Annotated in this window: 14 protein-coding genes and 1 pseudogene; 6 read left to right on the top strand and 9 right to left on the bottom strand. The window is 66.4% G+C overall.

Going from position 1 to position 12,061, the window contains the following annotated elements; all coding sequences use genetic code 11:
* Positions 1-54: 54 nt before the first annotated feature.
* From ACN22W_RS19830 to ACN22W_RS19810, 5 genes and pseudogenes are all read right to left on the bottom strand, one after another.
* Positions 55-1,023 (bottom strand): annotated as a pseudogene (locus ACN22W_RS19830) (D-2-hydroxyacid dehydrogenase family protein); the annotation flags it as partial.
* A 122-nt stretch (positions 1,024-1,145) separates the two neighbouring features.
* Complete coding sequence (locus ACN22W_RS19825; RefSeq protein WP_419689097.1) at positions 1,146-2,291, bottom strand: alpha/beta fold hydrolase; 1,146 nt, start codon at positions 2,289-2,291, stop codon at positions 1,146-1,148.
* Between the two features lie 85 nt (positions 2,292-2,376).
* Entirely contained in the window at positions 2,377-3,729 is a 1,353-nt protein-coding gene (locus ACN22W_RS19820) for an MFS transporter (RefSeq protein ID WP_419689096.1), read from the bottom strand.
* Between the two features lie 52 nt (positions 3,730-3,781).
* Positions 3,782-4,480 carry an HAD family hydrolase gene (locus tag ACN22W_RS19815; protein ID WP_419689095.1) on the bottom strand — a complete coding sequence of 233 codons (699 nt, stop codon included), beginning with the start codon at positions 4,478-4,480 and terminating at the stop codon, positions 3,782-3,784.
* Between the two features lie 83 nt (positions 4,481-4,563).
* Positions 4,564-4,875 (bottom strand): winged helix-turn-helix transcriptional regulator, encoded by a 312-nt coding sequence (locus ACN22W_RS19810; RefSeq protein ID WP_419689094.1) that lies wholly within the window; start codon positions 4,873-4,875, stop codon positions 4,564-4,566.
* A 203-nt stretch (positions 4,876-5,078) separates the two neighbouring features.
* Between ACN22W_RS19810 and ACN22W_RS19805 the strand changes: the two genes are divergently transcribed.
* The 4 genes from ACN22W_RS19805 (at position 5,079) to ACN22W_RS19790 (ending at position 7,636) form a co-directional block, all read left to right on the top strand.
* Positions 5,079-5,621: a carboxymuconolactone decarboxylase family protein gene (locus ACN22W_RS19805; protein ID WP_419689093.1), complete on the top strand. Its 543-nt coding sequence runs from the start codon at positions 5,079-5,081 to the stop codon at positions 5,619-5,621.
* 50 nt (positions 5,622-5,671) lie between these two features.
* Complete coding sequence (locus ACN22W_RS19800; protein WP_053077668.1) at positions 5,672-5,995, top strand: YdhR family protein; 324 nt, start codon at positions 5,672-5,674, stop codon at positions 5,993-5,995.
* Positions 5,996-6,183: 188 nt separating this feature from the next.
* Entirely contained in the window at positions 6,184-6,492 is a 309-nt protein-coding gene (locus ACN22W_RS19795; protein ID WP_129515308.1) for an ArsR/SmtB family transcription factor, read from the top strand.
* Between the two features lie 82 nt (positions 6,493-6,574).
* Positions 6,575-7,636, top strand: coding sequence for an alkene reductase (locus ACN22W_RS19790; protein ID WP_193100167.1), 1,062 nt, complete (start codon positions 6,575-6,577; stop codon positions 7,634-7,636).
* A gap of 18 nt (positions 7,637-7,654) precedes the next feature.
* Here the strand turns inward: ACN22W_RS19790 and ACN22W_RS19785 are convergent, their stop codons facing one another.
* Positions 7,655-8,182 carry a GNAT family N-acetyltransferase gene (locus ACN22W_RS19785; protein WP_419689092.1) on the bottom strand — a complete coding sequence of 176 codons (528 nt, stop codon included), beginning with the start codon at positions 8,180-8,182 and terminating at the stop codon, positions 7,655-7,657.
* 87 nt (positions 8,183-8,269) lie between these two features.
* Between ACN22W_RS19785 and ACN22W_RS19780 the strand changes: the two genes are divergently transcribed.
* On the top strand, positions 8,270-8,881 hold the full coding sequence (locus ACN22W_RS19780; RefSeq protein WP_419689091.1) for a LysE family translocator: 612 nt from the start codon (positions 8,270-8,272) through the stop codon (positions 8,879-8,881).
* A 72-nt stretch (positions 8,882-8,953) separates the two neighbouring features.
* Here the strand turns inward: ACN22W_RS19780 and ACN22W_RS19775 are convergent, their stop codons facing one another.
* Together ACN22W_RS19775 and ACN22W_RS19770 are read right to left on the bottom strand one after the other, a co-directional pair.
* On the bottom strand, positions 8,954-9,316 hold the full coding sequence (locus ACN22W_RS19775) for a helix-turn-helix domain-containing protein (RefSeq protein WP_419689090.1): 363 nt from the start codon (positions 9,314-9,316) through the stop codon (positions 8,954-8,956).
* Between the two features lie 4 nt (positions 9,317-9,320).
* Complete coding sequence (locus ACN22W_RS19770) at positions 9,321-9,623, bottom strand: type II toxin-antitoxin system HigB family toxin (protein ID WP_419689089.1); 303 nt, start codon at positions 9,621-9,623, stop codon at positions 9,321-9,323.
* Positions 9,624-10,181: 558 nt separating this feature from the next.
* On the opposite strand from ACN22W_RS19770, the gene ACN22W_RS19765 reads away from it, so the two are divergent.
* A complete protein-coding gene (locus tag ACN22W_RS19765; RefSeq protein ID WP_419689088.1) occupies positions 10,182-11,138 on the top strand; it encodes an alpha/beta hydrolase family protein in 957 nt (318 codons plus the stop codon).
* Here ACN22W_RS19765 and ACN22W_RS19760 read toward each other — a convergent pair.
* Positions 11,135-12,055, bottom strand: coding sequence for a phosphatidylinositol-specific phospholipase C (locus ACN22W_RS19760; RefSeq protein ID WP_419689087.1), 921 nt, complete (start codon positions 12,053-12,055; stop codon positions 11,135-11,137). The two genes, ACN22W_RS19765 and ACN22W_RS19760, sit on opposite strands and share 4 nt — an antisense overlap.
* Positions 12,056-12,061 lie beyond the last annotated feature (6 nt).

The following is a 12,061-nucleotide window of genomic DNA, read 5'->3' as shown; positions in this document are numbered from 1 at the left end:
CCCGATCCATTCGAGCAGGTCGAGGATCAGCGGCTCGATCGACGCCGCTTCGCGCGCGAGCACGTCCGGGTTGACCACGTGGATCGGCTGCCCGGCCGCATAGGACACGATCTGGTCGAACACATCGGAGAACTGCGTCTCGTATTCGTCCTCGGTCACGTAGCCGATATGCGGCGTACACACGACATTCGGCAAGCGCAGCAACGGATGGCGAGGGTCGCGCAGCGGCTCCGTGTCGTAGGCGTCCACCGCCGCCATCCCGGGCCGGCCGGCCTGCAAGGCCGCTTCGAGCGCGCCCGGTGCAACGAGGCCCGCACGGCTCGTGTTCACGAGCAGCGCGTCGGGTTTCATCCGGCCCAGATCCTCGGCCGTCACGATGCCGCGCGTGGCCGGCACGAGCCGCATGTGCAGCGAAAGCACGTCGCATGTTTCGAAGAACGATCGCTTGTCCGGTGCGGTCTCCCAGCCGTCGTCGCGCGCCCGCTGCAGCGACGCTTCGCGCGCCCAGACCAGCACGTTCATGCCGAACGCGGCGCCGTATCGGGCGACTTCCGCGCCGATCCGGCCATAACCGTAAATGCCCAGCGTGCGCCCGCGCAGCGTCCGTCCGACGCCGATCTGCCAGTGGCCGGTTTGCAGCGCGTGCATCTGCTGCGGAATCTGACGCATCGCGGCCAGCACGAGGCCCCACGTCAGCTCGGCGGCTGCATAGGAAGGTGTCCCTGCATGCTGGTTCGACGACACGATCACGCCTTGGGCGGTGCACGCATCGATGTCGATGTGCGGATAGACGCTGCGCTGGCTGATCAGCCGCAGCTTCGGCAGCCGCGCGATCAGCGGCGCGCGAATCTGCGTGCGCTCGCGGATCAGCACCAGCACTTCCGTGTCGCGCAGGCGCTCGGCCAGCGCGTCGACGTCCTGCACGTGATCGTTCCAGATCGTGACCGCGTGCCCGTCCAGCTTGCGGAAGCTCGGCAGCGTGCGCAGCGTGTCGAAATAATCGTCGAGAATCGTGATGTTCATGGGGGCGCTCCTGGCAACGCCGTCATCCTGAACCGCGAGCGATCAATCGGGAAATGAATTTATCTTGCCGATTCCTGCATTTTTCTGATCGATCCTCTGGTGCCGCCGCGGATGGCGCACGCTCACTGCCCGGCCGCGCGCACGACCGGCGCCGTACCGGCGACAACCGGACACGATTGCGGCAATGTCTGGTCGAACAGCACGGCCAGCCCGCAAGCGGAGGTGAACATGCCCAGATTGTCGTGCCCGATGCCCGGCACTTCGACGACCTGCTGCGCAAGGCCGGCCGGGTGCCGCTTCTTCAGGTAATCGAAGTAAGCGAGCCCGCGCGCGAGCCGGTACGGGCCTTGCGCCATCGCCGCGCACGAGCGGTCGATGAAATGCGTGTACGGGTTCGTGTCGGCCTGGCCGAGCAGGTACACGACGTTGCGCGCGACGTAGCGCGTTTCGAGATCGCCGACGTCCTGCGACGCAACGTACGGCGGCGCCGACTTCAAGCCATATTTCCATTCCGTCGCGCTCGGGCACGCGCCGCCCGCGAGCACCTGGTCGTCCGGCCGTTCGTCGTCGAAATACAGGTAGCTCGACGGATTCGCGACCACGTAACGCACCGCAAGGCCGGCGCGCGCCAGCGCGTCGCCGCCGTGCCCGGCCACCGCGTAGCGCTGCAGCAACTGCGCGCCGGCCGAATGGCCGATCACGACCACCGTCGACAGCGCGGGGTACAGGCTGCGGTCGGCGAAATGCGCGAGCAACGCATCGAGCGCGGCGAACGAACTGATCGGGCCCGGCTGGCGGGCCGGCTCACCGCCCTTCCACCCTTCCTGCGTCCACGCGAGCGTTTGGGCCGGCAACGAGAATGCGCGCGTATCGGCGCGCGTCAGGAACTGCGGCGCGACGACCATCGTGCCCTTGCCCGCTGCGCCAGCCTTCTCGACGACCTTGAGCCCGGATGCGTAATACGCGTCGGCATTGCGCAGCGTGCCGTGAATCACGATGAAGACGCGCGTGACGCCGGGCGCGGGTTGGTCGAGCGGATGGTCCGCATAGACGGGCAGCACCGCGCTGCCCTGCGGTGTATCGACGGCCACGCGCTGGTCGGCAACGGCCTTGACCGGCGCTTCGAGACGTTCGCGCTGCGTGGCGGCTTCGGCCGGACGCGCGCCGCCCGGCACGCCGGCCGTGGCGCAGGCTACCGCGAGCGGAATGGCACATGACAGCATGCGGGAGGACCGGATTCGGGCAAGAGCGACGGAAATGAGCGACATGGTGGCGGACCTGGTGGCGGGTATGACTTTAACGGCGATGGTCGCAGAATCCGTCGCTCGCTGCCGACCGGTTGCGGAACACGGTTCAGCCGGCCGGTTCGGACACCCGCCCGGCATCCGCGCGGGATGCTCGCCCGTCGCCGCGCGGCGCGTTCGCGCCACCCGCCGGCGGCGGCGAGCCATCCGTCGCCACGGCGAGCAACGGCCGCTCGGGGTGCACGAACAGCCACAACACCGCGCCGCAGGCCGCCGCGGCGCCGATCACGATCATCCCGCTGCCCCAGTTGCCGGTGACCTTGACGACCAGCGCGAGCGTCATCGGGCCCGCGACGTTCGACAGCGCACCCCACACGTTCGTCCAGCCCGACATCACACCGGCGAACGGCCGCCCGAGATCCTGCGCGGCCGACCACACGACCACCTGCGCGAACCCGACCGCGGCAAACGACAGGCACAGCAGCCCGATGACCACCGCCATCGCATCCGCGCGCGACGCCGCGACCAGCGCGAGCGTGCTCACGACGAATCCGGCGATCGCGACCGGCGTGCGCGCCCAGTAGATCGAGCCGGTTTTCCGGAGCAGCCGGTCGCTGACGGTTCCCGCGACGAACACCGCTGCGAACACGGCCACCCACGGCAGCGACGCGTACAGCCCCATCGCCTTCAGCGACAACCCGCGCGCGCGCATCAGGTAGGTCGGCAACCAGGTCGTGTAGAAGCTCTGGATCAGCACGAGCAGGAAGTACTGGATGCCGAAGATCCAGAAACGCCACAACCGCAGGCAGCGCAAGAGCGAGCCCGACTCGGCCGCTTGGCCGGGCGGCTGGTCGGCCGCGATGGTGTCGGCCTCGGCCTGCGTGATGAGCGGATGCGACGCCGGCGCATCGCGATAGCCGAGCCACCAGATCGCACCGAGCAGCAGGCCGAGCGCGCCGAACCCGTAGAAGACCGCATGCCAGCCGAACCGCACGATGGTCCATGCGGTGAGCGGCGCCGACACGATCGGGCCCAGATACAGCCCCGCGAGCAGCACCGCGTTGCCTTTCGCGCGTTCACCGGTCGGGAACCAGCGCTTGAGCGCGACGACGCTGCTCGACCAATCGGCCGACTGCGCGGCGCCGAGCACCAGCCGGCAACCGAACAGCCAGGCGAACGACCCGCCGAACGGCGTGACGATCATCATCAGCGACCACAGCGTGCTCGTGCCGAACAACACCTTGCGCGACCCGAAGCGTTCGGCCGCGCGCCCGGCCGGAATCTGGCCGATCGCGTAGGCCCAGAAATAGACCGTCAGGATCATCGACATCTCGACGATCGACAGGCCGAGTTCGCCCTGGATCGTCGGCGCAGCCACGGCCATCGCCGCGCGATCGAGCGTCATCACGAAGGTCAGCGGTGCGACCAGAAAGGCGACGATCTTCCAGCGGAGATGGTTCACGTGGCGCGGCATCGTGCGATTCCCGATTCAGGAGGAGGCGCGGTGCGCGCCGTCAGGCGTCGCGCCGACCCGGCGCGTCGGCCGTGTCGTGCTGTATCCGCTGCACGATTTCGGCCAATTCGCCGATATGCGTGTTCACGGCCTGCTTGCCCGCACGCGCCCATGCGTCGAACGACGTCATGCCGCTCACCGCGCCGACGAACGGCATGCCGGCGCGCTCGGCCGCCTGCGCGTCCACCGCATGATCGCCCACGTAGATCGCCGCGCCGGCCGGCACGCCGAGCCGCGCCAGCGCCAGCGCCAGCACGAGCCCTTCCGGATCCGGCTTGTGACGCTGCACGTCTTCCCCGCCGATCAGCACGTCGACCAGCGCTTGCAATCCGTTCAACGCGAGGATCGCGTCGATCCGGTAACGAAACTTCGACGACACGATCGCGACCGCGAGCCCCTGCTCGCGCAGACGCGCAAGCAGCGGCGGTACTTCGGGATAGATGCGGGTGCCGTGCACCATGATCTCGTCGGCGCGCGCCACGAAGTGCCGCGCGAACGCGTCGGCCCGCGCCGGGTCGGTTTCACCGGTCAACGAACGGAACATTTCGTGCAGCGGCAAGCCGATCACGACACCGATCTGCGCAGGCGTCGCGCCGGCGGCGTCAAGCTGATGCAGCGCGTACTCCGTGCATTCGATGATCGCGGCGGACGAATCCGCCAGCGTCAGATCGAAATCGAATATGACAGCGCGAACAGACATGAAAGGACTCCGCAAACAAAAATGGCTCACGCATGACGCATGAATCGGAATGATGTTGCAATGCGCGCCCGCCTGCCGATCGGTCAGCGCTCCTGACCCGATTGCTCGCGATCGGCTGCGTCAAACCCGTCCGGATCGCGCTTTGCCCACTGCCTCGCCCACCCCAGCAACGGCTGAAGCGCCGCTTCCAGCCGACGGCCTTCGGCGGTCATGCAGTAGCCGCCGTCGCCATGTTCGACCAGGCCCGACGCCTTGAGCTCGGCCAGCCGCGTATTGAGCAGGCGCGCATTCGTTTCGCAGGCCTCCTGCAGCGCGCGGAACGTGAGCGGCGGCCCGCGCAGCTCCCACAGGATGCGCAGCGCGGTGCGCCGCCCGAGCAGATCCAGCACGACCATGATGGGTCGTCCCGTCTTGGATCCGCGAACGCGTTGTCCGATTCTTGGTGTGGTCATGCTTTACTTTTTAAAGCAAGATTCCGGCAGTGTCAATGCGTCGCCGTGATGGCGAAGCGAGGCTTTCGTGATCGGTTCGTTGCTTTACTTTTTAAAGCATGATGCCTACGCTATCACGCATGCATCGCTCACGCACCGGAGTTCGCATGACTCAGCGTATTGCCAGCGCATCGCCGCCATTCGCGCCCGACATCGCGGCTTCGATCGACCGGATCATGCGGGGGCGGCCACCGTTGCGCCTCTTCACCACGCTGGCGCGCGACGCGCGCCTGTTCACGAAATTCTTTGCGGCGGGTCTGCTGGACAAGGGCCATCTCGACATCCGGCAGCGCGAAATCGTCATCGACCGCACCACCGCGCTTTGCCGGTCCGAATACGAATGGGGTGTGCACGTCGCGGTGTTCGCGCGGGCAGCCGGATTCAGCGATGCGCAGATCCTGTCGCTGGCACGCGGTTCCGCGCAGGACGCTTGCTGGACCGGCGAAGAACGGTTGCTCGTGCGGATGTGCGATGCGCTTCACGAGCGCTGCGACATCGACGACGACCTGTGGGATGCATTGCGTGCGTACTTCAGCGACGAGGCGCTGCTCGAGTTGCTGATGCTCGCGGGCTTCTACCGGACGGTCAGCTATCTCACGAACGCGCTGCGCCTGCCGCTCGAAGAACATGCCGCACGCTTTCCGGCGTAAGCGACGCTGCGAGCGTTTCATTCCTGCGATTTGCCGATGGAGGATGTGCCGTGATTACCGAAATTGTCTTCTTCAAGCTGCAACCCGACGTCGATGTCGCCACGCTGCAGGCGCGCTACGAAAGTACCGCGGCGAAATGGGCGCAGAACCCGGACCTGCTGCACAAGTGGTACTTCCACGACGCGGAAACGCACGAAGGCGGCGGTGTGTACGTGTGGCGCACGCGCGAAGCCGCGGCGCGCTGGCACGGCGCCGAGTACAAGGCGATGGTCGAGCGGGTGTACGGCCACCCGCCCGTGATACGCGTGCTCGATACGCTTGCGCATGTCGATGCGACGCAGGGGCGGTACGAGATCGTCGGGAAGACGGACTAAAAACCTGGCGCCCTCGTCGCGGAGCGGTCCGCCCCGCGACCTCCCTGTTCACCACGCTCCGACCCCACTATTGCCTGTTGCCTATCAACCCCATAGCCAGCAGTGCTTTCAAACATATCGTCAATTCCCGATATAAGATTCGCCCATCGACGATACCCGTCTGCCCGACCGAAACACCTGCTCCATCCATGCCGACCGAACTCGACATCGACGCGATCCTGAAAGCGCTCTCGAACCCCGTGCGCCGGGAGATCCTCGTCTGGCTGAAAACGCCGGGCGAGTACTTCCCGGCACAGACGCTGCCGCACGAACAGGGCGTCTGCGCGGGCCAGATCGACGCGCGCTGCGGGCTGTCGCAGTCGACCGTCTCCGCGCACCTCGCCACGCTGGAGCGCGCGGGGCTCGTCACGTCGACACGGATCGGCCAGTGGGCGTTCTTCCGACGCAACGAGGCCGTCATCGACGCATTTCACGACGCTTTGCGCCGCGATCTCTAGTCAACCGGCCGTATCGGCCATGCGGGCCCGCGTTGCGCATGACGCGACAGCGCGCCCGCCTTTCGTGAAGAGGTTATCTGCCATGCCCACGCTGTTCGACCCCGTTACCCTCGGCGACCTGACCCTGCCGAACCGCATCGTGATGGCGCCGCTCACCCGCTCCCGCGCGGGCTCGACGCGCGTGCCGAACGCACTGATGGCGCGTTATTACGCCGAGCGCGCATCGGCCGGCCTGATCATTACCGAAGCGACGTCGGTCACGCCGCAGGGTGTCGGCTACGCGGACACGCCCGGCATCTGGTCCGATGAGCAGGTCGAGGGCTGGAAGCGCGTGACGCAGGCCGTGCACGCGGCCGGCGGGCGCATCGTGCTGCAACTGTGGCACGTCGGCCGAATCTCCGATCCGATGTTCCTGAACGGCGACCTGCCGGTCGCGCCGAGCGCGATCGCCGCGGGCGGCAACGTGAGCCTCGTGCGTCCGCAGCGTCCGTTCGTGACGCCGCGCGCGCTCGAGCTCGACGAGATTCCGGGCATCGTCGCCGCGTACCGCAAGGGTGCCGAGAACGCGAAGGCGGCCGGCTTCGACGGCGTCGAGATCCACGGCGCGAACGGCTACCTGCTCGACCAGTTCCTGCAGGACAGCACCAATCGCCGCACCGACGCGTACGGCGGCCCGATCGAGAACCGTGCGCGCCTGCTGCTCGAAGTGGTCGACGCGGCGATCGACGTGTGGGGCGCCGGCCGCGTCGGCGTCCACCTCGCGCCGCGCGGCGACGCGCACACGATGGGCGATTCCGATCCGGCGGCAACGTTCGGTTATGTCGCGCGCGAGCTCGGCCGCCGCAAGATCGCGTTCATCTTCACGCGCGAATCGTATTCGGGCGACCATTTGAGCCCGCGCCTGAAGGAAGCGTTCGGTGGCCCGCTGATCGCGAACGAGCAGTTCACGTTCGACACCGCGCAGGCCGCACTCGCGGACGGCAACGCCGACGCGATCGCATGGGGCAAGCTGTTCATCGCGAACCCCGACCTGCCGCGCCGCCTCGAACTCGGCGCGCCGCTCAACAAGCCGGTGCCGGAAACGTTCTACGCGGAAGGCGAAACGGGCTATACCGACTACCCGGCGCTGAGCGACGCGGCCTGACGGCCGGGCAGCACGTGTTCAGGCGCGCACGTCCGCGCGCATGAACACGCGCTGCGTTTCGTCGAGCCCGCGCTCGACGTGGTGCGCGCGGATCGCGCGCAGCGTGTCGTCGAGTGCGGCCTCGTCGACGATCCGGAAACCGAGGCGCGCGTAGTACGGCGCATTCCACGGTGCATCGCGGAACGTCGACAGCACGACCTGTGCAATGTGTTGCTGCGCCGCGCGCGCCGTCACCTGTTCGATCAGGCGCGCGCCGATCCGCTGTCCGCCATGCGACGGCGCGACATCCAGTTCCTCCAGATAAAGCCGCTGCGCATCGAGCAGCCGGTAGAACGCAAACCCGACGCAGGTGCCCTGCGAGTCGACCGCGACATACGCGCGACCGCCGTCGATGCGCGCGAGCACGTCGGACGCATCGGTCGGCTCGGCATCGGCGATGTCGGTCATGCCGATCTCGCGAAACCGCTGCGCGGCGGCGACTTCCACGGCGGCCATCGCGGTCGCGTCTTCCCGCGTGGCGGGGCGAATCAGGATCGATGCGGACATGAAGGCAATTCAGGCAGGCAGTCTGGAACGGCCGTCACTATAATCGAAACCTCATACGTTTCGAACGCCCCACCCCCGAGGTCCGTCATGACGTTGTCCGCACTCGCCGTCTTCGCCTTCGCCCTGCTCGTCACCTCCGGCACGCCCGGCCCGAGCGTCGCCGCGCTCGTTTCGCGCGTGCTGACGAACGGCGTGCGAGACGTGCTGCCGTTCCTCGCGGCCATGTGGCTCGGCGAAGCGCTGTGGCTCACGCTCGCGGTCGCCGGGTTGTCCGCGTTCACGCGCACGTTCGCGGCGGGCCTGATCGTGCTGAAGTTGCTCGGCGTCGCGTACCTGCTGTTCCTCGCGTGGAAGATGTGGACCGCGCCGACCGACACGCGTGCGGACGAACTGCCGCGCGGCCAGTCGCCGTGGCGCATGTTCGTCGCGGGCATGCTGGTGACGCTCGGCAATCCGAAGATCATGGTGTTCTATCTTGCGCTGCTGCCGACCATCGTCGACCTCACGCACGTCGGCGTGACGGCCTGGGCCGAGCTGGTCGGCACGATGCTCGCGATCCTGATCGCCACCGACTGCGTCTGGTCGCTGCTCGCGTCGCGGGCACGGGCTTTCCTGACGTCGGCGCGCGCGAAGCGGATCGCGAATCGCACGAGCGCGGCGGCGATGGCCGGTGCGGCGGTGGCGATCGCGACGCGCTGAGCAATTTAGCGGAGTCGAAAGCCAGGGCCGCACGTCAGCGCATCAGGCACTACACCGAAATGCGTGTCTTTGTTACGAAGTCCCGATCAGCACGTCTGCAGGGATATGCAGCCCAGCATGCAGCTTGCGGATCATGGCAAGGCTCAGCGCCCGCCGGCCGGCCAGCACCTCGTACACGCGATTGCTGTTTCCAATGTACGGCCGCATGTCAGGAACCGACAGCTCTGCCTGCTCCATTCGGAACTTGATCGCATCGATCGGATTCGGTGCCTTCAATGGGAAGTGCTCGCTTTCGTAGCGCTCGATCAGGATCGCCAGAATCTCCAGTTCGTCGCCTTCCGGCGTGTCAGGCGCGGGATCGGCATCGACAAGCGCGGACACTACCTTCAACGCGGCATCGTAGTCAGCCTCGGTTCGAATCGGGTGAATGTTCATTTCGTTACTCCATGTCCACGGTTGCTGCATCCACCTTGTCGTATTCCGCATGCGTGCCGACAAACTTCACGTACACCACGCCGATCTGGTAGGCCACCGCAACGATCAGCCGAAAGTCGTTGCCCTTGATGTTGAAGACCACACGATTCCGACCGACAAAGCTGGCGCTAGCGTACTGATCCTTGATGTGCTGCGGAGCCTTCCAATCGGCCTTCGACGCTTCCGCATGCCACGCGAGCAATGCCTGCTCGGCCTGCACATGGCGCGCGATGAAGTTGAGCAGGGTTCTTTTGGCGACAATTCGCATGGGTATAATCCTAGTCCCAATTTGGGACTTGTGCAACTAGTGAAAGGTGCGCGTTGTCTGCAACCGAATCGAATCGTTCCGCTGCTCCGCGTTTCAGCAAGCACCCAAGCGCCCGGCGGCCTGGCAATTGCGCCAATTCAATCAGTTCGTGCACCGAAGCAGTCAACTCGAGGGTCTCCTGGATTTCCTTGAACGCGCCGTAACAGGCGTTGCATTGAGTCATGCACAGCGCGCATGGCAAAACGGAAATTCTAGCGATGACGATAGATATCGACGAACCCGCCGGACGCCTCAAACCTGATTGCGCAGCATTCAAACGACCCGACACCCTCCACCTCACTACCGCGAATCTTTCCGCGCATGCGCACCTGTCGCCCGATTATTCGTTATGAAGTGTGGCGAACAAGCCAGATCGCAGGCAGAACTCTCGCAGCGCCGCGACACGGCTGGCAGAGCCAGGTCGGCAAAGGCGCCTCTGTACACGGCTGCGGATTTTCGTCACGATACGCCGCATCGTGATGGCGATCTGCCAACGCCCTGCTCCGGGAACCATACACAATGAAAACCTGGCTATCGGCTGTCCTGCTCTGCCTGTCCGCAACCGTCGCGCACGCGGCCGGCGTCAAGTTCATCCGGATCCCGGCCGATGCAGGCGGCCCCGAACTGAAGGCCATCGTGTGGACGCCCTGCGCGGACGCCGCGCAGGCCCTCACGATCGGCCCTTACGAGCTGAAAGGGAAGCGCGATTGTCCGACCGTCGGCGACAAACTGCCGCTCGTCGTGATCTCGCACGGCCACGGCGGCACGTTCCTCGACCACCACGATCTCCCGGAAACGCTCGCTGACGCGGGCTTCGTGGTCGCGGCGATCAATCATCCGGGCGACACGTTCTCCGACATGAGCCACGCGGCCGACATTCAGGAGTTCGTCGAACGCCCCGTCGACATCAAGCGCCTGGTCGACTACATGCTGGGCAATGCATCCGACGCCGCTCGAATCGATCCCGCACGGATCGGCTTCTTCGGCTTCTCGCGCGGCGGTTATACCGGCCTGGTGCTGGCCGGCGGCAATCCCGATTACGTGCATGCGCCGGTCGCGTGCACGGACCCGACCTTGCTGATCTGCCGGCAGATTCGCGACCGCGACCTTGTCCTCCCGCCACTGACGCACGACCCGCGCATCAAGGCCTACGTGCTGGCCGATCCGCTCGACGAATTCCCGACCGCCGACACGGTGAAGAACGTTCATGCCCCGATCCAGCTCTGGGCGTCGGAGGAAGGCGGCGACGGCGTCGAGCCGGCCACCCTCCCCGCGCTGGCCGGCCTGTTGCCGCAGCGGCCGGAATTCCACGTCGTTCCGCATGCCGCACATTTCGCGTTCGTCGCACCCTGCTCCGACGCATTGAAACAAAAGGCGCCGCGCGTGTGCGTCGACGCCGGCGAATTCGATCGAGTCGCCTTTCACCAGGCATTCGACGCAAAGGCGCTCGCGTTCTTCAGCGCCAATCTCCGCTAACAGCGAAACGCCTTGCGCCACACACCTGACGCCGGCGCATGGTCGTTGCACGCGATCAGCGCGCGCACCAGCGCCCAGTCGTCGTCATCGCAGAAATCGAGCAGCATCGCGCCGTACGGGCCTGGCTGCTCGCGCAATCGTTCGGCCAGCCGCGCATGGATGCCTTGAACGCGACCGTCGCCATGTGCAACCACCGACGGATTCGCGCCCATCCCGGTCCCGCTGCAGAAATTGAGCGCCCAGCGGCCGCTATCCGGCATTGGCAGGTGCGTCAGGAGTGTGTCGATCGCGCGCCACTTCCAGCCGATCGACGCGGCAACGGGCACGCGATACTCGTCCTGGATCACGAACGCACCATCGGGATGATCGATCGTGAACGTCGCGTTGTCGGGCCACGCGGTCAGGTCGATGCCGAGCGGCCGGCCGCTGCGAAAGCGCCGCAGCAGCACGACCGCGCCGCGCACGTCGGCGAGCGCGGGCAGCGTACCGCCGGCATGCCAGCGCAGTCGCGGGTGCCGCGCGCGATGTGCGTCGAATGTCGCGTCGAAACCGCGCGTGCACGCGTGCGCCGGCCATTCGTCCTTCACCGACATCACGATGCATTCGCGCGGATGCGCATCGAGAAAGCTTGTGCAGGTTGCCAGCACGTCGTCGAAGGTCATGCCGAGCGCGATGCCGCCGTGATGGATGTCGAACGCATCGCGCACATGCCGGCAGCGAATGTCGAGCAGCCGCACGCCGTGCGCAAGCTGCGCGTCAAGCGGTGCGCGCTGCGTGCGCACGAGCCCATCGTCGACCGTATACGCACAGGTGTCATGGCTGCCCGGTAGGGTCAGCGTATGCAGCAGCCGCGCATCGTCGAGCGCCGACATCCAGTCGGCAGGCGGCATGCACGTATCGTGGTTCGAAGGAATCATCAATCA

It is taken from the genome of Burkholderia theae (assembly GCF_048565265.1).
GTDB lineage: Bacteria > Pseudomonadota > Gammaproteobacteria > Burkholderiales > Burkholderiaceae > Burkholderia > Burkholderia theae.
This window is presented reverse-complemented; position numbering and strand designations above follow the sequence as displayed.

Bases quoted from the DNA above. Each gene is read 5' to 3' on its own strand.
- ACN22W_RS19825 (WP_419689097.1), bottom strand. From the start codon at position 2,291: ATGTCGCTCATTTCCGTCGCTCTTGCCCGAATCCGGTCCTCCCGCATG.
- ACN22W_RS19815 (WP_419689095.1), bottom strand. From the start codon at position 4,480: ATGTCTGTTCGCGCTGTCATATTCGATTTCGATCTGACGCTGGCGGAT.
- ACN22W_RS19810 (WP_419689094.1), bottom strand. From the start codon at position 4,875: ATGGTCGTGCTGGATCTGCTCGGGCGGCGCACCGCGCTGCGCATCCTG.
- ACN22W_RS19805 (WP_419689093.1), top strand. From the start codon at position 5,079: ATGACTCAGCGTATTGCCAGCGCATCGCCGCCATTCGCGCCCGACATC.
- ACN22W_RS19795 (WP_129515308.1), top strand. From the start codon at position 6,184: ATGCCGACCGAACTCGACATCGACGCGATCCTGAAAGCGCTCTCGAAC.
- ACN22W_RS19790 (WP_193100167.1), top strand. From the start codon at position 6,575: ATGCCCACGCTGTTCGACCCCGTTACCCTCGGCGACCTGACCCTGCCG.
- ACN22W_RS19785 (WP_419689092.1), bottom strand. From the start codon at position 8,182: ATGTCCGCATCGATCCTGATTCGCCCCGCCACGCGGGAAGACGCGACC.
- ACN22W_RS19780 (WP_419689091.1), top strand. From the start codon at position 8,270: ATGACGTTGTCCGCACTCGCCGTCTTCGCCTTCGCCCTGCTCGTCACC.
- ACN22W_RS19775 (WP_419689090.1), bottom strand. From the start codon at position 9,316: ATGAACATTCACCCGATTCGAACCGAGGCTGACTACGATGCCGCGTTG.
- ACN22W_RS19770 (WP_419689089.1), bottom strand. From the start codon at position 9,623: ATGCGAATTGTCGCCAAAAGAACCCTGCTCAACTTCATCGCGCGCCAT.
- ACN22W_RS19765 (WP_419689088.1), top strand. From the start codon at position 10,182: ATGAAAACCTGGCTATCGGCTGTCCTGCTCTGCCTGTCCGCAACCGTC.
- ACN22W_RS19760 (WP_419689087.1), bottom strand. From the start codon at position 12,055: ATGATTCCTTCGAACCACGATACGTGCATGCCGCCTGCCGACTGGATG.